Source organism: Myxococcus sp. MxC21-1 (assembly GCF_032612255.1).
In the GTDB taxonomy this organism is placed as follows: Bacteria; Myxococcota; Myxococcia; order Myxococcales; family Myxococcaceae; genus Myxococcus; species Myxococcus virescens.
This window is the reverse complement of the sequence record NZ_CP123278.1, coordinates 4,177,635-4,199,406: the sequence shown is the minus strand read 5'-3', so window position 1 is coordinate 4,199,406 and position 21,772 is coordinate 4,177,635. Positions and strand designations below refer to the sequence as shown.

Genomic DNA, 21,772 nt, shown 5'->3' with positions numbered 1-21,772 from the left:
CGCACCTTCACCTGAGTGTCAGCGCGGCCCAGGAACTCCAACGTCCCGTTCCCCAGCCACCGCACCACGTCCCCCGTGCGGTACAGCCGATCTCCCTCACCGAATGGGCTTGGTACGAAGCGCTCCGCCGTCAGCTCCGGGCGCCCCACGTACCCCACTGCCAACCCGTCTCCGCCCACGTACAGCTCACCCGGCACGCCCACAGGCACCGGGCTCATCCCCACGTCCAGCACGTAGGCCACCGTGTTCTTCACCGGCTGGCCAATGGACACCGAGGCACCTACCTCCTCCGGCCTCTCCATCCGATACGTGCTGGAGAACGTTGTGTTCTCCGTCGGGCCGTACCCGTTGATGAGCACACCGCCCGCTGCCAGCCGCTCCTTCACACGGGACACCGGCAGCGCGTCGCCACCCGCCAGCAATTGGCGGACGCTGGCCAGCGCCTTCGGCTGCCTCGCCTGCATCTGCTCGAAGAGCGCCGCTGTCAGCCATAGCGACGTCACGCCTGACGACTCCAGCTTGCCGCCCAGTTCCTCCAACGACGGCGTCCCAGCCGGGTACACCACCAGCTTCGCGCCGTGCAGCAGCGCGCCCCATACCTCCAGCGTCGATGCGTCGAAGGAGATGGGCGCTAGTTGCAGCCACACCTCCTCAGGCCCGAAGTGCGCGAAGTCCGTCCCCAGCACCAGGCGTGACACGGCTCTGTGCGGCACGCCTACGCCCTTTGGCTTCCCCGTGCTTCCTGACGTGAACATCACGTACGCCAGATGCCCACCGGCCACACTGGAACGCAGGTTGCTTTCTGGCTGATGAGCAATCTGAGCGCCCCACTCCGTATCCACGCACACACTGGACTCGGTGTCGGAGAGCATCATGGACTCGAGCAACTTCTGCTGCCCCACCAGCAGCGTGACACTCGCCTCCTGCTTCATCCAAGTCAGCCGCTCCAGCGGGTAGCTGGCATCCAGCGGAACGTACACACCTCCCGCCTTCAGGATGCCCAGCACGCTCACCACCAACTCCAGCGAGCGCTCCACGCACAAGCCCACCCGCACCTCAGGCCCCACCCCCATGCTCCTCAGGTGGTGTGCCAACTGGTTGGATCGCCGGTTCAGCTCCGCGTACGTCAACCGACGGTCTTCATACTCGACCGCCACCGCGTCCGGCGTCCGCTGTGCTTGTTCCTCGAAGAGGACACTCAGGCTGGCATCGCGTGGGTACGTGGAAGCCGTCCCGCGCCACTCCTTCACCAGCCGATACTGCTCCTCACGGCCCATCAGCGGCAGCTCAGCCAGCGGCAGCTCTGGGGCGCTCACAGCAGTCTCCAGGAGCACCCGCAAGTGCCCCAAGAGCCGCTCCATCGTCTCGGCTTCAAACAGATCGCTGTTGAACTCGATCGCGCCCGACACCCCTCCCGCGCTCGACTCTCCCAAGCCCAGCGTCACGTCGAACTTCGACGTCTTCCCGGACGACTCGGCCGCCTCCAGCTTCAGCCCCGGCAGGCTCACCGCTCCTCCCGGTGCGTTCTGCAGCACCAACATCACCTGGAACAGCGGGCTGCGGCTCAAGTCCCGCTCCGGCTGCAGCTCCTCCACCAACCGCTCGAAGGGTACTTCCTGGTGCGCGTACGCGCCCAACGTCACTTCACGCACCTGCGCCAGCAGCTCACGGAAACTCGATGACGCAGACACCTTCGTCCGCAGCACCAGCGTATTGACGAAGAAGCCAATCAGCCCCTCCGTCTCGGCCCTCGTCCGGTTCGCTATCGCCGTCCCGACGCACACGTCTTCCTGCCTCGCGTACCTCGACAGCACCACCTGAAAGGCCGCCAGCAGCACCATGAAGGGCGTCGCGTTCTCCCGCTGCGCCAGCCCCTTCACGCCCTCCCACAGCTCCTTCGGCCACTCCAGCCCTCTCGTATCCCCTCGGTACGTCTGGACCGCCGGCCTCACCTTGTCCGTCGGCAACTCCAGCGCCGCTGGCGCACCCGCTAGCTGCTTCCTCCAGTACCCCAGCTGCTCTTCCAGCACCTCACCCTTCAGCCACCCTCGCTGCCACACCGCGTAGTCCGCGTACTGCACCTCCAGCTCCGCCAGCGGTGACTCGCGCCCCTGCGAGTACGCCTCGTACAGAGCCACCAACTCCCTCACCAGCACGCCCATCGACCAGCCGTCCGACACGATGTGGTGCATCACCAGCACCAGCACGTGCGCTTCTTCCCCCTCCTTCAGCAGCGTCGCCCTCAGCAGCGGGCCCGTCTCCAGGTTGAACGGGCGCTGAATCTCCTCTTCGATCCAGCGCCGCACCCTGGATTCGCGCTCCGCTTCCGGTTCGCTGAAGTCGAGCTGCTGGAAAGGCTGAAGCAGATCCGTTGCGATGACCTGCACAGGTTCACCGCCACTGACACGGAACGTCGTGCGCAATGACTCGTGCCGCCGCACGAGTTCACTGAAGCTGGCCTCCAACGCGGTCGTTTGCAGACGCCCAGTCAACTTCACCACGGAGGGGACGTTGTAGAACGGACTGCCTGGCTCCAACTGGTCGAGGAACCACAGCCGCTGCTGCGCGAATGACAGCGGTAGCGCATCGCTCCGAGAAACGCGCGTCAGGGGTGGTGCTCGAACCGCCGCCGCTGTCGTCCCGCGGGATGAGTCAATCCGTTCGGCCAGCCTCCCCACTGTGGAGGTTTCGAAGATGTCTCGCAGCGGGAGCTCTACCTGGAGTTCTTCCCTCACTCGCGACACCAACTGCGTTGCCAGCAGCGAGTGTCCGCCCAACTCGAAGAAGTCTTCGTCGATGCTGACGCGCTCGACGTTCAGCACCTCGGCGAAGATGGACGCCAGCTTCTCCTCAGTCGCCGTGCGAGGCGCCTCGAACTGTGCCGTCTTCGGCCCCTGGGCATCCGGGGCGGGCAGCGCCTTGCGGTCCACCTTTCCGTTCGGCGTCAGCGGCAACGACTCCAGCACCACATACACCGACGGCACCATGTACTCGGGCAGTCGCTGCTTCACGTGGCTTCGCAGTGCCCCCGTGTCCAGCGAGGCACCTTCCTGCGCCGTCGCGTAGGCCACCAACCGCTTGCCTTCGCCTCCATCCTCCCGCGCCACCACCACGACTTCGTTGACGCCACTGTGCTGGGCCAGCGCCGCTTCCACTTCGCCCAGCTCAATTCGGTAGCCACGCACCTTCACCTGCGTGTCCGCTCGGCCCAGGAACTCCAATGTCCCGTTCCCCAGCCACCGCACCACATCCCCCGTGCGGTACAGCCGCTCTCCTTCGCCGTACGGGCTCGGTACGAAGCGCTCCGCCGTCAGCTCCGGGCGTCCCACGTACCCCACTGCCAACCCGTCTCCGCCCACGTACAGCTCACCCGGCACGCCCACAGGCACTGGACGCATCCCCGCGTCCAGCACGTAGGCCACCGTGTTCTTCACCGGCCGGCCGATGGACACCGAGGCACCTACTTCCTCTGGCCTCTCCATTCGGTACGTGCTGGAGAATGTCGTGTTCTCCGTCGGGCCGTACCCGTTGATGAGCACACCGCCCGCTTCCAGCCGCTCCTTCACGCGCAACACCGGCAGCGCGTCGCCGCCCGCCAGCAACTGGCGGACGCGGGCCAGGGCCTTCGGCTGCCTCGCCTGCATCTGCTCGAAGAGCGCCGCTGTCAGCCACAGCGACGTCACGCCTGACGACTCCAGCTTGCCGCCCAGTTCCTCTAGTGACGGCGTCCCAGCCGGGTACAACACCAGCTTCGCGCCGTGCAGCAGTGCGCCCCATACCTCCAGCGTCGATGCATCGAAGGAGATAGGCGCCAGTTGCAACCACACCTCTTCGGGCCCGAAGTGCGCGAAGTCCGTCCCCAGCACCAAGCGAGACACCGCTCGATGCGGTACGCCCACGCCCTTCGGCTTCCCCGTGCTCCCTGACGTGAACATCACGTACGCCAGGTTCCCACCGCCCACGTTGGTACTCGGCGTGGTCGCCGGCTGCATGGAGATCTGCGTGTCCCACTCCGTATCCACGCACACCACCAGATCGCCACCCGCAGCCACCTCGTCCGCCAGCTTCTCCTGCGCCACCAGCACCGCGACGCCCGCCTCTTGCATCATCCACGCCAGTCGCTCTAGCGGGTAGCTGGCATCCAAAGGCACGTACACGCCCCCCGCCTTCAGGATGCCCAGCACGCTCACCACCAGCTCCAGCGAGCGCTCTACGCACAGCCCCACCCGTACCTCGGGCCCAACGCCCATCCCCTTCAGGTGGTGCGCCAGCTGGTTCGCACGGCGGTTCAACTCCGCGTACGTCAGCCGCTGGCCTTCGTACTCCACCGCCACTGCGTCCGGCGTCCGCTGAACCTGCGCCTCGAAGAGGGCACTCAGGCTGGCTTCGCGCGGGTACTCCGACGCCGTCCCGCTCCATTCCTTCACCAGTCGATGCAGCTCCTCACTGCCCATCAGCGGCAGCTCGGCCAGCCGCGTTGCCGGCCCTGCGATGGCCGCCTCCAGCAGGGTTCGCAGATGGTGGAGCAGCCGGCGCACCGTCTCTGCTTCGAACAGCTCGGTGTTGTAGTTCGCCGCCACCACCACGCCGCCCGGCACTTCCTCCACCACCAGGGAGAGGTCGAACTTCGACGTCCGCCCCTCCGAGTCCACGCCAGACAGCGTGAGGCCGTCCCCGAGCTTCACCTCCGTCACGGGCGTGTTCTGCAGCGTCAGCGTCACCTGGAACAGCGGACTGCGGCTCAGGTCACGCTCGGGCTGAAGCTCCTCCACCAGCTTCTCGAACGGCACGTCCTGGTGCGCATACGCACCGAGCGTCACCTCCCGCACCTGAGCGAGCAGCTCACGGAAGCTCGATTCCGGAGACACCTTCGTCCGCAGCACCAGCATGTTCGCGAAGAAGCCGATCAGCCCCTCCGTCTCACCTTGCGCGCGCCCCGCGATGGGAGCCCCCACGCACACGTCTTCCTGCCCTGCGTACCTGGACAGCACTGCCTGGTACGCAGCCAGCAACACCATGAACGGCGTCACACCTTCACGGCGCCCGAGCGCCTCTATGTCGCGCCAGAGCGCCTTCGGCCACACCTCGTGCCGCAAAGCTCCGCCATACGTCTGAACGGTGGGCCTCGCCTTGTCGGTCGGCAGCTCCAGTGCCGCGGGCGCCCCTTCCAGACGTTGCTTCCAGTACCCGAGCTGTGCCTCCAGCACCTCGCCCTTCAGCCACTCCCGCTGCCACACCGCGTAGTCCGGATACTGCACTGCCAGTTCCGGCAGGGGAGATGGACGGCCCTGGGAGAACGCCTCGTACAGCGCCGCGACCTCTCGCACGAGGACACCCATGGACCAGCCGTCGGACACGATGTGGTGCATCATCAGCACCAACACGTGCTCCCGCTCTCCGAGCCGAAGCAGCAGGGTCCGCAGCAAGGGTCCCTTGGCCAGGTCGAACGGTCGAAGCGCCTCGACGTCCGCTCGGCGCTGTGCCTCATGCTCCGGTTCGAGGAGCCCGCTCAGGTCCTCGACCGTGAACACCACCTGTCCTACAGGCGCGATGACCTGCACGGGCGTCCCACCGTCGGCGCGGAAGGTCGTCCGCAAGGACTCATGGCGACGAACCAGCGCGTCGAAGCTGCGTTCCAGTGCGGCCACGTCGAGCGGCCCCGACACCTTCACCACCGCCGGCACGTTGTAGAAGGCACTCCCCGGCGCGAGCTGCTCCAGGAACCACAAGCGCTGCTGCGCGAACGACAGCGGCAGGACGCTCGTCAGTCCCGCCCGAGGCTTCAACGGAGGCGCAGCGAAGCCCGCTCCGGCGCGGACCCAACGGTCCACCCGTTCGGCGAGCGCGGCCACCGTGGGTGCCTCGAAGAGGTCTCTCAGGGGCAGCTCGATACCGAAGGCTCCACGGATGCGGGAGATGGCCTGTGTCGCCAGCAACGAGTGCCCTCCCAGCTCGAAGAAGCCACTGTGGATCCCCACACGGTCGAGCCCCAGCACCTCGGAGAACAGCCCCGCCACCCGTTCTTCAGTAGCCGTGCGTGGCGCGGCGAAAGCCTCGGCATCCACGGACTGGAAGTCCGGCGCCGGCAGCGCCTTGCGGTCCACCTTGCCGTTGGGCGTCAGCGGCAGCGCCTCCAGCACGACCAGGGCCTGCGGAACCATGTAGTCAGGCAGCGTCTGGCCCACGAAGTCACGAAGTGCGTCGGCCTCCAGTGTGTCGCCCGGCTTCGGCACGGCGTAGCCCACCAGACGCTTGCCATCTGTCCCGCTCTCGTGGGCCACCACGACCGACTCACGCACCGAGGGGTGCCGCTCCAGCGCCGCTTCCACCTCGCCAAGCTCCACGCGGTAGCCGCGGACCTTGAGCTGGTCATCCATGCGGCCCAGGAACTCCACCCGGCCATCCTCGAGCAGCCGTGCCCGGTCTCCCGTCCGGTACATCCGCGCACCCGGCTCGTCCGCGTACGCGTCCGGCACGAAGCGCTCGGCCGTCAGGTCCACCCGGCCCAGGTAGCCGCGGCCCACGGTCCTTCCACCAATGCACAGCTCGCCCGGAATGCCCACGGGCACCGGGCGCAGGTACGCATCCAGCACGTAGACGCGCGCGTTGGGAATGGGCCGCCCAAGCGGCACCGACGCCGACGCACGCCCCTGAGGCCCACGCTCCACCTGGAGCGTGAGCACACCCACGGTCGTCTCGGAGGGTCCGTAGTGGTTGAACACCACCAGGTCCGGCGACAGTTCGTGCACCCGGTCCACCAGCGCCCAGTCCGAGACATCACCGCCCAACACCAGACGCTGACGCGGCAACACCCGCTCGGGCTTCCCGGAGGCCAGGAGCGCCTGCAAGTGAGCGGGGACGATCTTCAGGCAGTCCACGGCCTCGCGCTCGAAGAGCGCGGCCAGGGCGGACGGGTCCGACGCGCATTCACGAGACACGAGCTGCAACGCGCCGCCTTGGCAGAGCGTGGGGAAGACAGCGGTGTGGCCCAGGTCCGCCGCCAGTGTGGACACGGAAGCAAACGAAGCGCCTTCCGGAAGGTCCAGCCGGCGCGAGACGCCTTCTACGTAATGAACCAGTTGCCGGTGCTCGATGGCCACGCCCTTCGGCCGCCCCGTGGAGCCAGAGGTGAAGATGACGTAGGCAAGGTTCTCCGGCGCCGCCGAGGGCTCCGGGTTGCGCTCGCTCCGTTCCAATAGAGAAGACGCGTCCGCATCCAGACGGACCACCCTGCCCGCGTCCCAGCGCAGGACCTCCGCCAGGGCCGCCTGCGTGACCAGCACCTGGGCACCCGCGTCCGCGAGCACACTTCGGATGCGCTCGACGGGGAATGTGACGTCCAGCGGCACATAGGCACCACCCGCCTTGAGAATGCCCCACAGGCCCACCACCGCACTGGCGGAGCGGTCCAGGTACAAGCCCACCGGAACATCCGGACCGACGCCCAGCGAACGCAGGTGGTGCGCCAGTTGATTGGCCCGCCGGTTCAGCGCCTCGTAGGTCAGCCGCGAGTCTTCGGCGACGACCGCGAGCGCTTCAGGCGTCTTCGCGGCCTGAGCCTCGAAGAGGGCCTGGATGGTGTTGGGGACAAATTCGCTGCGGGTGTCGTTCCACTCCACGAGCAACCGGCGCTGCTCCACTGCGCCCAGTAACGGCAGCTCGCCCAACCGAGCATCCGGCGTCTGGACCGCGGCCTCCAGCAACACGCGCAGATGGCCCGTCAGCCGGTCCATCGTCACGGGCTCGAAGAGGTCGCTGTTGTAGACGGCGCTGACCGACAACCCCTGCGGCGTCTCGGTCAGCTCCAGGGTGAGGTCGAACTTCGACGAGCGCGAGTCACCATCCATCCCCGCCAGCGTCAGGCCCGGCAGGTGTAGCTCCACGGTCGGCGTGTTCTGCAGGATGAACATCACCTGGAAGAGCGGACTGCGGCTCAAGTCGCGATCCGGCTTGAGTTCCTCCACCAGTCGCTCGAAAGGGATGTCCTGATGCGCATACGCGCCGAGCGTCCGTTCGCGAACCTGAGCCAACAGCTCCCGGAACGTGGGGTTCCCAGCGAGTCGAGCACGAAGGACGAGCGTATTGACGAAGAAGCCAATCAGCCCCTCCGTCTCGGCCCGGGTGCGGTTGGCGATGGGCGAGCCCACGCAGAGGTCATCCTGGCCCGAGTAGCGCGACAGCAGCGTCTGGAACGCCGCGAGCAGCACCATGAACAGCGTGGCGCCTTCACGATGCGCGAGCATCTTGACCGACTCCCACAGGTCACGCGGCCACTGCACATCCCGGCTGGCGCCGCGGAAGGTCTGCACCGCGGGGCGCGGCTTGTCCGTGGGCAGTTCCAGTGCCTGCGAGGCCCCCTGGAGCTGCTCCTTCCACCAGGCGAGCTGTGACTCCAGGACCTCTCCCTGGAGCCACTCGCGCTGCCATACCGCGTAGTCCGCATACTGGAGCGGCAGCTCCGGCAGCGGTGACGACAGGCCCTGCGAGCACGCCGCATACAACGCGGCGACCTCGCGGACGAGCACGCCCATGGACCAGCCGTCCGACACGATGTGGTGCATCACCAGCACCAGCACGTGCTCCTGCTCGGACAGCTTCAGCAATACCGTTCGCAGCAGCGCGCCACGCGTCAGGTTGAACGGATGCGCTGCCTCTTGGGCAATCAGGCGTTGGACTTCCGAGGCCCGTTCCCCCTCGGACAGGTCGCGCAGGTCCACCACTCGCAGATGGATCTCTGATTCCTCGGCGATGACCTGAGCCGGCTCACCACCGCGGCTCTGGAAGGTCGTGCGCAGCGACTCATGCCGAAGCACCAGCGCCTTGAAGGCTTGCTCCAGCGCGTCCACCTGCACCGTCCCCGTCAGCTTCACTGCGATAGGGATGTTGTAGGACGAGCTGCCCGGCTCCAACTGGTCGAGGAACCACAGTCGCTGCTGCGCGAACGACAGGGGCAGCGACCCGGTTCGCTCAATTCGCGTCGGCGGCGGCACATGAAGCACCTGCGTGCCGTTCGGTTCCGTCTCGATCCGCTGCGCGAGCTTCTCTACCGTGGGCGCCTCAAAGACGTCCCGTAGAGGCAGCTCGACGTGGAAGGCTTCTCGGACTCGCGAGACCAGCTGCGTGGCCAGTAGCGAGTGGCCACCCAGCTCGAAGAAGTCTTCGTCGATGCTGACTTGTTTGACGTTCAGCACGTCGGCGAAGATGGACGCCAGCTTCTCCTCAGTCACCGTGCGAGGCGCCTCGAAGTGCGCTGCCTTCGAGCCTTGTGCCTCTGGAGCGGGCAGCGCCTTGCGGTCCACCTTTCCGTTCGGCGTCAGCGGCAACGACTCCAGCACCACGTACGCTGACGGCACCATGTACTCGGGCAGCCGCTGTTTCACGTGGCTTCGCAGTGCCCCCGTGTCCAGCGAGGCACCTTCCTGCGCCGTCACGTAGGCCACCAACCGCTTGCCTTCGCCCCCATCCTCCCGCGCCACCACCACGACTTCGTTGACGCCACCGTACTGGGCCAGCGCGGCTTCCACTTCACCCAGCTCGATGCGGTAACCCCGCACCTTCACCTGCGTGTCCGCTCGGCCCAGGAACTCCAACGTCCCGTTCCCCAGCCACCGCACCACGTCCCCCGTGCGGTACAGTCGCTCTCCCTCACCGAATGGGCTTGGTACGAAGCGCTCCGCCGTCAGCTCCGGGCGCCCCACGTACCCCACTGCCAACCCGTCTCCGCCCACGTACAGCTCACCCGGCACGCCCACAGGCACCGGGCGCATCCCCACGTCCAGCACGTAGACCACCGTGTTCTTCACTGGGCGGCCAATTGACACCGAGGCACCTACCTCCTCCGGCCTCTCCATCCGATACGTGCTGGAGAACGTTGTGTTCTCCGTCGGGCCGTACCCGTTGATGAGCACACCGCCCGCTGCCAGCCGCTCCTTCACACGGGACACCGGCAGCGCGTCGCCACCCGCCAGCAATTGGCGGACGCTGGCCAGCGCCTTCGGCTGCCTCGCCTGCATCTGCTCGAAGAGCGCCGCCGTCAGCCATAGCGACGTCACGCCTGACGACTCCAGCTTGCCGCCCAGTTCCTCTAGTGACGGCGTCCCCGCCGGGTACACCACCAGCTTCGCGCCGTGCAGCAGCGCGCCCCATACCTCCAGCGTCGATGCGTCGAAGGAGATGGGCGCCAGTTGCAGCCACACCTCATCAGGCCCGAAGTGCGCGAAGTCCGTCCCCAGCACCAAGCGAGACACCGCTCGATGCGGTACGCCCACTCCCTTTGGCCTCCCCGTGCTCCCTGACGTGAACATCACGTACGCCAGGTTTCCACCGCCCACGTTGGCACTCGGCGTGGTTTGCGGCTGATGGGCAATTTGCGTGTCCCACTCCGTGTCCACACACACCACCAGTTCGCCCCCCGCGGCCACCTCGTCCGCCAGATGCTCCTGCGCCACCAGCACTGCGACGTCGGCCTCCGCCTTCATCCACGCCAGTCGCTCCAGCGGGTAGCTGGCATCCAGCGGCACGTACACGCCCCCTGCCTTCAGGATGCCCAGCACGCTCACCACCAACTCCAGCGAGCGCTCCACGCACAAGCCCACCCGCACCTCGGGCCCCACGCCCATGGCCCTCAGGTGGTGCGCCAGCTGGTTGGCACGGCGATTCAACTCCCCGTACGTCAGTCGCCGGTCCTCGTACTCCACCACCACCGCGTCCGGCGTCCGCTGCGCCTGCTGCTCGAAGAGAGCACTCAGGCTGGCATCCCGCGGATACGTCGAAGCCGCCCCGCGCCACTCCTTCACCAACCGCTGCTGCTCCTCACTCCCCATCAGCGGCAAGTCGAGAAGCCGCGTCTCTGGAGCGCTCACAGCGGCTTCCAGAAACACTCGTAGGTGCCCCAGCAACCGTTCCATCGTCGTGGCTTCAAACAGGTCGCTGTTGTAGTTCACCGCCACGGAGAACCCGTGCGGTACCTCTTCCGCGAGCAGCGACAAATCGAACTTCGAGGTCTGCTCCTCGGCGTCGACGCCCGTCAGCGTCAGCTCCCGCAGTTGGACCTCGGAGAAAGGCGTGTTCTGCAGCGTCAGCGTCACCTGGAACAACGGGCCGCGGCTCAGGTCACGCTCGGGCTGGAGTTCCTCCACCAGCTTCTCGAACGGCACATCCTGGTGCGCATACGCACCCAGCGTCACCTCCCGCACCTGAGCGAGCAGCTCGCGGAAGCTCGACACAGGGGAGACCTTCGTCCGCAGCACCAACGTGTTGACGAAGAAGCCAATCAACCCCTCCGTCTCTTCACGCGTGCGGCCCGCGATAGGCGAGCCCACGCTCACGTCATCCTGGCCCGAGTAGCGCGACAGCAGCGTCTGGAAGGCCGCGAGCAGCACCATGAACGGTGTCGCGCCCTCTCTCTGCCCGAGCGCCTTCACCGCGGCCCATAGCTCGGAGGGCCAGAGCGCCTCCTGCATGCTCCCGCGGAACGTCTGCATCACCGGGCGGGGCTTGTCCGTGGGCAGCGCCAACGCACTCGGCGCCCCAGCGAGCTGCTGTCGCCAGTATCCGAGCTGCGCCTCCAACACGTCCTCTGCCAGCCATTGGTGCTGCCAGACAGCGTAATCGCCGTACTGAATCGGAAGGTCCGGCAACGAGGAGCGCTGTCCCTGGGACAGCGGCTCGTAGAGCGCGGCCACCTCGCGCACGAGGATGCCCATGGACCATTCGTCCGACACGATGTGGTGCATCACCAGCACCAGCACGTGCTCCCGCTCCCGCAGCTGTAGCAACGTGGCTCGCAGCAATGGCCCCTTCTTCAGGTCGAAGGGCCGCTGGGCCTCCTCTTCAGCCCAGCGCTTCGCAGCGGCATCGCGCTCGGTGTCATCCAGCGCTTCCAGGGACACCACAGCGAAGGCGAGCGTCGGCTCGGCCGAGATGACCTGCACCGGGGTCCCACCCTGGGCCCGGAAGGTCGTCCGCAGGGCCTCATGGCGACGCACCAGTTCCTCGAAGCTCCACTCCAGCGCGCTCGGGTCCAGCGGGCCGGTCAACTTCACCACCGCGGACACGTTGTAGAACGCACTTCCTGGCTGGAGTTGATCCAGGAACCAAAGCCGCTGCTGCGCGAACGACAAGGGGAGCTCACGTGCGCGAGGCACCGCCGAGCTCCGAAGCATCGGCATCTCGGCCCCAGACTGCTTCGCCTGATCGATGCGACGCGCCAGCTCCGCGACCGTGGGCGCCTCGAACAACTCACGCAGCGCGAGCTCCACCCGGAAGGCCGAACGCACCCGCGAGACGAGCTGTGTCGCGAGGAGCGAGTGGCCCCCCAGCTCGAAGAATCCGTCGTGGATGCCCACGCGCTCCACGCCCAGCACCCTGCTGAAGAAGCCGCACAGCAGCTCTTCCGTCGGGGTGCGGGGTGCGACGTACTGTCGCTCGCTGACGTCCATGTCGGGCGCGGGCAGCGCCTTGCGGTCCACCTTTCCGCTGGGGAGCAGCGGCAGCGATTCCAGGACCACGAACCACGAGGGCACCATGGCCGGAGGCAGGCGCTCCACCAGGAAGGCGCGCAGCACTATGACATCCACCGCTCCTGACGTATCGCCTGGCACCACGTAGGCCACGAGCCGCGTCTCATTCGAAACGTCCTTCCGTGACACCACCACTGCGACGTGGATGGCCGGGTGCTCCGCAAGCACCGCCTCCACTTCGCCGGGTTCGACGCGGTGCCCCCGCACCTTCACCTGCGTGTCCACACGGCCCAGGAACTCCAGCGAGCCCCCCGAGCGCCACCGCACCATGTCCCCCGTGCGGTAGAGCCGGGCACCCGGTGTACGTCCCAAGGCGTCCGGCACGAAACGCTCCGCCGTCAGGTCTGGCCGGCCCACGTACCCACGAGCCAGACCATCTCCACCGACGAAGAGCTCACCCGGGACGCCCACGGGGACCGGCTGGCCCTGTGTATCCAGGACGTAGGCCTGGGTGTTCGCGATGGGTCGGCCAATGGGCGCGAAGGGGCCTTCGCCCAGGTCGCCTCCCAGCCAGGCCGTGGCATCGACCGTGGTCTCGGTCGGTCCGTACGCATTGATGATGAGCGTGGACGGCAACCGCTCCCGAGCCTGATGAACGAGCTCCACCGGCAACGCCTCGCCCCCGGATAGCAGAACCCTCAGGCCCGCGGCTCGCGCCACACCTTCGTGCGCCAACAGGACGCGAAGCTGCGACGGAACCAACTGGAGCACCGTGACCTGCTGGCGTTCCAACGCTGCCAGCAGCACCTCGGTGTCGCTCTCCGCATCAGGCGGTGCGATGACCAGCCGAGCACCAGAGACCAGCGTGGCCAGCAGCTCGGGCACCGAGGCGTCGAAGCCAGCAGAGGCCTTCTGCAACACCCGGTCTCCCACACCCAGCTTCAACGCGGCGATGAACCACGCCGTGTGTCGCGCCAATGCGCGGTGGGAGACGAGCACGCCCTTCGGACGTCCCGTGGACCCCGAGGTGAAGAGGACGTAGGCGGCGTTGTCCGCCACCGCGCTCGCATCCCAAGTCCCAGCGGCGACTGAACCAAGGTCATCCTCGAGCAACACCACAGGCATCGAGGTCGCGGGCGCCAGGTCTCGCACCGCCCGCTGGGTGAGGAGTACCGCGGGCGCCGCGTCCTCCAGGATGCGCGTCAGCCGCTCACGGGGAGCGTCCGGCTCCAGCGGCACCCAGGCACCACCGGCCTCCAGGATGGCGAGCAGTCCCACCACCAACTCCGGCGATCGGCGCGCCAAGAGGCCCACCCGGACCTCGGGGCCCACTCCCAAGCGCCGCAAATGCGCCGCCAACAAGCGGCTCCGCGCCATCAGCTCCGCGAACGTGAGCTGCCCACCCTCCCAAGCGAGCGCCACCGTTTCCGAAATGCGCGTCGCCAGGTCCGCCAACTGCACGTGCACGGGCGTATCGCGTGGATACTCCGCTGTCGTGTCGTTCCACTCCACCAGGAGCTGGTGCCGCTCTCGAGGAGAGAGCAGCGGCAGCTCGGACAATCGGCGGTCCGGGGAGGCCACGGCCGCCTCCAACAGCGTGAGCCAGTGCGCGGCCATTCGCTGGACGGTGGCCGGCTCGAAGAGGTCCGCGTTGTACTCGAAGACGCCGGAGAAGCCGTCCGGCAGGTCCTCCAACGCCAGCGTCAGGAAGAACTTCGCGGCGCCGATCTCCGTGTCCATCGCGCTCATCGAGAGCCCGGGCACGAGCGCCGCCGGCACCGGCGTGTTCTGCAGGGAGAACATCACCTGGAACAGCGGCGAGTGGCTGAGCGTGCGTTCCGGCTGGAGCTCTTCCACGAGCTGCTCGAATGGAACGTCCTGATGCGCGTAGGCACCCAGTGCCGCGTCCTTCACCTCGCGAAGCAGCGTGAGGAACGGCTTCTCAGCGGACGCGCGTGCCCGCAACGCCAGGGTGTTGACGAAAAAGCCGATGAGCCCTTCTGTCTCCGCGCGGTTACGCCCGGCGACGGGCGTTCCCACCACCAGGTCGTCCTGCCCCGAGTACCGGGATAGCAACACCTGGAAGCCCGCCAGCAGCACCATGAACGGCGTTGCACCATGCCGCTGCGCCAGTGCCTTCACGCCTGAGGACAACGCCGGTGGGATGCTCACTGGGAGATTCGCGCCTCGGAAGGTCTGAACCGCGGGCAGCGGCCTGTCCGTGGGAATCGAGAGGACGTGAGGGGCTCCTTCGAGCTGCTGGCGCCACCAATCCAGTTGCCGCTGAAGCGCGCCACTCTCCAGCCAGGCGCGCTGCCACGCGGAGAAGTCACCGTACTGCACGTCCAGTTCAGGCAGCGGCGACGGCTGTCCTTCGCGGAAGGCCCCGTAGAGCGCCGCGAGTTCCCGGACGATGACGCCCATGGACCACCCGTCCGAGACGATGTGGTGCATGTTCGCCAGGAGCACATGCTCCGCCTCGGAGCGCTTCAACAATCGCGTGCGCAACAACGGCCCACAGGCGAGGTCGAATCCGCGAAGGGATTCCTCACGCAGCAAATGCTGGACCTCCGCCTCGGCCGCCTCGGACGAGAGCGACGACAGGTCCACCACCGGTAGTGCATTCACCGCCTGGTGGGAGACGATCTGTACGGGCGTCCCGCCCTCGGAGCGGAACGTCGTTCGCAGGACTTCGTGGCGCCGCACCAACTCACGAAGCGCGCGCTCCAGTGCATCGACTCGCAGGGCGCCCGAAAGCTGGATGGCCAAGGGGATGTTGTAGACGGAGCTCCCTGGCTCCAGCTGTTCGAGGAACCACAGTCGCTGCTGAGCGAACGATAGCGGCAGTGCCCCCAACCGAGGGATCCGCTTCAGGGGCGGTGCGTGAAGGGATGAAGTCCCCGCCTGCACTTCCTCCAGCCGGAGAGCGAGCTTCTCCACCGTCGGAGATTCGAAGACGTCCCTCAGGGGGAGTTCCACCTGGAAGAACTCGCGGACGCGCGACACCAACTGCGTGGCCAGCAGCGAGTGGCCACCCAACTCGAAGAAGTCCCCCTCCAGTCCGACGCGCTCGACGTTGAGTACCTCAGTGAAGATGGACGCCAGCTTCTGCTCGGTCGCTGTGCGAGGCGCCTCGAAGTGCGCAGCCTTCGGCCCCTGGGCATCCGGGGCGGGCAGCGCCTTGCGGTCCACCTTCCCGTTCGGCGTCAGCGGCAGCGACTCCAGCACCACGTACGCTGACGGCACCATGTACTCGGGCAGTCGCTGCTTCACGTGGCTCCGCAGCGCGCTGGACTCCAGTTCCGCGCCCTCTTGCGCCGTCACGTAGGCCACCAACCGCTTGCCTTCGCCTCCATCCTCCCGCGCCACCACCACGGCTTCGTTGACACCACTGTGCTGGGCCAGCACCGCTTCCACTTCACCCAGCTCAATTCGATAGCCACGCACCTTCACCTGCGTGTCCGCTCGGCCCAGGAACTCCAGCGTCCCGTTCCCCAGCCACCGCACCACGTCCCCCGTGCGGTACAGCCGCTCTCCTTCGCCGTACGGATTCGGTACGAAGCGCTCCGCCGTCAACTCTGGGCGTCCCACGTAACCCACTGCCAGCCCGTCTCCGCCCACGTACAGCTCACCCGGCACCCCCACCGGCACTGGACGCATCGCCCCGTCCAGCACGTAGGCCACCGTGTTCTTCACCGGGCGGCCAATGGGCACCGAGGCACCTACTTCCTCTGGCCTCTCCATCCGGTACGTGCTGGAGAATGTCGTGTTCTCCGTCGGGCCGTACCCGTTGATGAGCACACCGCCCGCTTCCAGCCGCTCCTTCACGCGCAACACCGGCAAGGCGTCACCACCTGCCAGCAACTGACGGACACTGGCCAGCGCCTTCGGCTGCCTCGCCTGCATCTGCTCGAAGAGCGCCGCTGTCAGCCACAGCGACGTCACGCCTGACGACTCCAGCTTCCGGCCCAGTTCTTCCAGCGACGGCGTCCCCGCCGGGTACACCACCAGCTTCGCGCCGTGCAGCAGCGCGCCCCATACCTCCAGCGTCGATGCGTCGAAGGAGATGGGCGCCAGTTGCAGCCACACCTCCTCAGGCCCGAAGTGCGCGAAGTCCGTCCCCAGCACCAGTCGTGACACTGCTCTGTGCGGCACGCCTACGCCCTTCGGCTTCCCCGTGCTCCCTGACGTGAACATCACGTACGCCAGGTTGCCCCCACCCACATGCGTGCTCGGTGCGAACTCCGGTTGCAGGGCAATTTGCGTGTCCCACTCCGTGTCCACGCACACCACCAGCTCGCCACCCGCGGCCACCTCGTCCGCCAGCTTTTCCTGCGCCACCAGCACTGCGACGTCGGCCTCCGCCTTCATCCACGCCAGTCGCTCTAGCGGGTAGCTGGCATCCAGCGGCACGTACACGCCCCCTGCCTTCAGGATGCCCAGCACGCTCACCACCAGCTCCAGCGAGCGCTCTACGCACAACCCCACCCGCACCTCGGGCCCAACGCCCATGCCCTTCAGGTGGTGCGCCAACTGGTTGGCACGGCGATTCAACTCCCCGTACCTCAGTCGCCGGTCCTCGAACTCCACCGCCACCGCGTCCGGCGTCCGCTGTGCTTGTTCCTCGAAGAGGACACTCAGGCTGGCATCGCGTGGGTACGTGGAAGCCGTCCCACGCCACTCCTCCACCAGCCGGTGCCGCTCGTCACTCCCCATCAACGGCAGCTCGGCCAGCCGCGTCTCCGGCTCAGCGACAGCGGCCTCCAACAGCACCCTCAGATGTCCGAGCATCCGGTCCATCGTCCCGGCCTCGAACAGGTCGCTGTTGTAGTTGACCATCGCCACGACGCCGTCCGGCACCTCCTCCACAACCAGTGACAGATCGAACTTCGACGTCTTCTCCTCCGCCGCCAGTCCCTTGAGGGTAATGCCCCTCAGCTGGACTTCGGCGGCAGGGGTGTTCTGAAGTGTCAGCGTCACCTGGAACAACGGGCTGCGGCTCAGGTCACGCTCGGGCTGGAGTTCCTCCACCAGCTTCTCGAATGACACGTCCTGGTGCGCATAGGCGCCCAGGGTCACCTCACGGACCTGCCTCAGCAGCGCGCGGAAGCTCAGCGCGGGCGACAGCTTCGACCGCAGGACCAGCGTGTTGACGAAGAACCCAATCAGCCCCTCCGTCTCCGAGTGCGAACGCCCTGCGATGGGAGCCCCCACGCTCACGTCGTCCTGGCCCGAGTAGCGCGACAGCACTGTCTGGAACGCGGCCAGCAACACCATGAAGGGCGTCGCGCCTTCGCGTCGGCCGAGCGACTCCACCTCACGCCACAGCGCCTTCGGCCACAGGACCTGAAGGTTCGCGCCCTGGAACGTCTGCGTCGCGGGGCGCGGTTTGTCCGTGGGGAGCTCCAACGCTCGCGGCGTCCCAGCAAGTTGCGTCCGCCAGTACGCGAGCTGCGACTCCAGCACCTGCCCCTTGAACCAATCGCGCTGCCAAATCGCGAAGTCCGCGTACTGCACGGGCAGCTCGGGCAGCTGTGCCGGCCGCCCCTGGGACAATGCCTCGTAGAGCGCGGCCACCTCCCGCACGAGGATGCCCATGGACCAGTAGTCCGACACGATGTGGTGCATCACCAGCACCAGCACGTGCTCCTGTTCGGACAACTTGAGCAGCACCGTACGCAGCAAGGGCCCCTGCTCCAGTTGGAACGGCCGGCCCACTTCCGCCTCGGTCCGTGCCTTCGCCGAGGCCTCGCGTTCGCTCTCTGGCAACACGGACAGGTCCACCACCTCCAGCGGGACCTGCATCTCCGCGGAGATGACCTGCACCGGCGAGCCACCTTCGACGCGGAACGTGGTGCGCAGCGCCTCATGCCGGCGGATCAACGCCTCGAAGCTCCGTGCCAGCGCACCGACGTCCAACGCCCCCGTCACGCGCACAGGCGCCCAGAGGTTGTAGGACGTATTCGCCGGGTCGAGCTGCGCCAGGAACCACAGCCGCTGCTGCGCGAATGACAATGGAGGCGTTCCGCCGCGCTCCATCCGCTTCAGCGGAGGCGCCGGAATGCCCGCGGTCGCCACCGCCCTGGAAATCCGTTCCGCGAGCGCCGCCACCGTGGCCGACTCGAAGACGTCGCGCAGCGGCAGGTCCACTCGGAAGGCTTCACGGACCCGCGCGACCAGTTGCATTGCCAGCAGCGAGTGTCCGCCCACCTCGAAGAAGTTGTCGTGCAGCCCCACCGTCTCCAGGCGCAGCACCTCCGCCCAGAAGCCCGCGAGCATCTGCACCACGGGCGTGCGAGGCGCGACGTGCGCCTCTTTTCGAGCGTCCCGTACCGCCTCCGGCGCTGGCAGCGCCTTGCGGTCCACCTTCCCGTTCGGAAGCAGCGGAAGCCGCTCCAGCACCACCACCGCCTGCGGCACCATGAATCGCGGCAGGCGCGACTCCAGACCCGCACGCACCTCACCGCCCTCCAGCACACGCCCATCGCGGGGCACCACGTAGGCCACCAGTCGCTTGTCGCCCGGTGCGTCCTCGCGCACCACGACCAGCGCCTCGCGCACGCCCGGTTGCCCGAGTAGCGCCGACTCCACCTCACCGGGCTCGATGCGATGACCGCGCACCTTCACCTGCGAGTCACCTCGGCCCAGGTACTCCAGTACGCCATCCCGCCGCCATCGCGCCTTGTCGCCGGTGCGGTACAGGCGCGCCCCGTCCCCCTTGGGCGCGGGGACAAACCGCTCCGCGGTCAGCTCCGGCCGGCCGAGATACCCGCGTGCCACACCTTCACCACCGACGTACAGCTCGCCCACCACGCCCGCGGGGACTGGCTCCAGCTCCCCGTCGAGGACGTAGATGCGGACATTCGACAGCGGCCGGCCAATGGCCACCTCGCGCCCGGAGTCCTCGGTGTCGGTGGTCAGGTCCACGGCCGTGGCCACCGCTGTCACTTCGGTGAGGCCGTACGTGTTCAGCAGAGGCACCGCGCGGCCCACGCGTTGCCGCCACTGCGACACCCGCGCGGGGACGGCGCGCTCACCACCGATAACCACCCACTTCAGCCCCGAGGGCAGGCGCGCCTTGCCTTCATCCAGGCGCGCCGTCACTTCATGCCAGAAGGCCGTGGGCAGGTTGAGCTGGGTGATGCCGGCCGCTTCACACCGGGCCAGGAAGACCTCCGGGACGTCCAGCATCTCGGGCGTGCGCAGCACCAGCGTGCCGCCGCACGTGAGGCACGGATAGATCTCCTCCGCGCTGGTATCCCAGCTGATGGACGCGAACTGGAGCACCCGGTCGCCCGGCTCCACCGGGCAAACCTGCCACTCCGCGCGAATGAAGCTCACCAGTGAGCGGTGTTGCACCACCACGCCCTTCGGCCGGCCCGTGGAGCCCGACGTGTAGAGCACGTACGCCGCGGCTTCTGGTGGAACGACGGCGGTCGGCGCGGACGCCATCCCCGCTGCGTCCGGCGTGAGCGGCGCTACGTCCAACCAGACCCGCCCTGGTGCCTCGCCCAGCTTCTCGCGGTACTGCCGCCGTGCCACGACCACGCGAGCACCGCTGTCCTCCAGCATGTAGCCCAACCGCTCCGCTGGGTACTCCGGGTCCAGCGGCACGTAGGCGCCCCCGCCTTGAGCACCCCCAGCAACGCCGCCAGCAACTCGACCGAGCGTTCCACGCACACTGCCACCCGGGACTCCAAGCCCACGCCGAGCGCTCGCAAGTGTGCCGCCACGTGGTTCGCCCGCGCGTTCAGCTCGCGATACGTCACGGACTCGCCGCCGGACACCACGGCAGTGGCGTCCGGTGTCCGCGCGACCTGCGCTTCGAACAATGCATGGGCGCAGGCGTCCGGAGGCAGGGGCTCGTTCGCGCCGTTCCACGTCTCCAGCAAGCGGTGCCGCTCCTCGACCGGGAGCATCACCAGCGCCTCCACGGGCCGGTCGGGTGACGTCACCGCCGCGTCGAGCAGCGTCTCCAGATGGCCCAGCAGTCCCTCGATGGTGGCCGCGTCGTACAACTCCGCGTTGTACAGGGCCGTCAGCGCAAGGCCCTCAGGGCCTCGGGACATCATCAGGGTCAGGTCCACGTCGGTGCTCGATACATCCGCGTCGAGCACGCGCACGTCGAGCCCTTGCACCTCGCGAAGCGGTGGCGGCGCGTCAATTTCCCCCAAGAGCACCTGGAACATCGGTGCGTACATCGGGTCCTGCTCCACGCCCAGTGCACTCAGCAGCGGTTCGAAAGGAACATGCGCGTTCGCGAAGGCCTCCTCCATGTCCGCCTTCGCGCGGCGCAGGAGCTCACGGTAGCCCGGCCGGCCGGAGAGGTCCGCTCGCAGGACCAGCGGCTCGGCGAAGAGGCCCACCAGCCCTTTCGTCTCCTGCCTGCCCCGGTTCGTGTGCGAGGCGCCAACGAGCAGGTCCTTCTGCCCGGTGTAACGAGAAAGCAGGACCTGGAGCCCCGCCAGCACGGCCATGAACAACGTGGCGCCTTCGGCCTGCGCCAGCGACTCGAGGCGTTCCACGCATGACACGGGCAACAAGGCCCTGCGCCGAGCAGCCCGTCCGGTGGCGGAGCGCCGCGGGCGATCCGTGGGCAGCTCCAGCTCATGCGGCGCGCCCTCCAACCGCTTACGCCAGAGTTCCAGGTGCGCGTCGAGCGCGTCACCGCGAAGCTTGCCCCGCTGCCAGGACGCGTAGTCCCCATATTGGAGCGGCAACACAGGCAGCGGCGACGGCAGGCCCTGGGCGAAGGCGTCATAGAGCGCCACCATCTCTTGGGTGAGCACGCCCATGGACCCATGGTCGGAGATGAGGTGGTGCACCACCACCAGGAGCACATGGCGCTCCGGCGCCACGCGCAGCAATACCCCGCGAGCCAGTGGACCGCGGGACAGGTCGAACGGTGTTTCCAGCTCAAGCTGGATGCGCTGCCGCACGGCGGCTTCGCGCGCCACCTCGGGGACGTCTTCCAGTCCTTCCACCGTGAACGGCATGCGTGCCTGGGGATCGACGAACTGCACCGGTGTGCCGGACACCTCGCCGAAGTGCGTGCGCAGCGACTCGTGGCGCCGCGCCACTTCCTGGAAGCTCCGCTCCAGCACGGCCTCATCCAGGCGGCCGGACAACTCCAGGACCAGCGGCAGGTGGTAGGCAGGCAGCCCGGGTGAGCGCTGCACCAGGAACCACACCCGCTGCTGGGAGAACGTCAGCGGCAACGCGGGCCGGGGCTTCTTCTCCAACCGCTTCGCGAGCAGCGCGAGCTTCTCTTCGCGCGTGAGCGTGGGCTTCTTGTCCGTCTCGTTCCCCAT

1 pseudogene (running past one end of the window) is annotated in these 21,772 nt (G+C 67.6%); it reads right to left on the bottom strand.

Features of this window, described 5'->3' with window-relative positions:
• Positions 1-21,772: pseudogene (locus QEG98_RS19130) on the bottom strand (non-ribosomal peptide synthetase); its annotated part reaches 9,745 nt to the left of the window's first position; the annotation flags it as partial.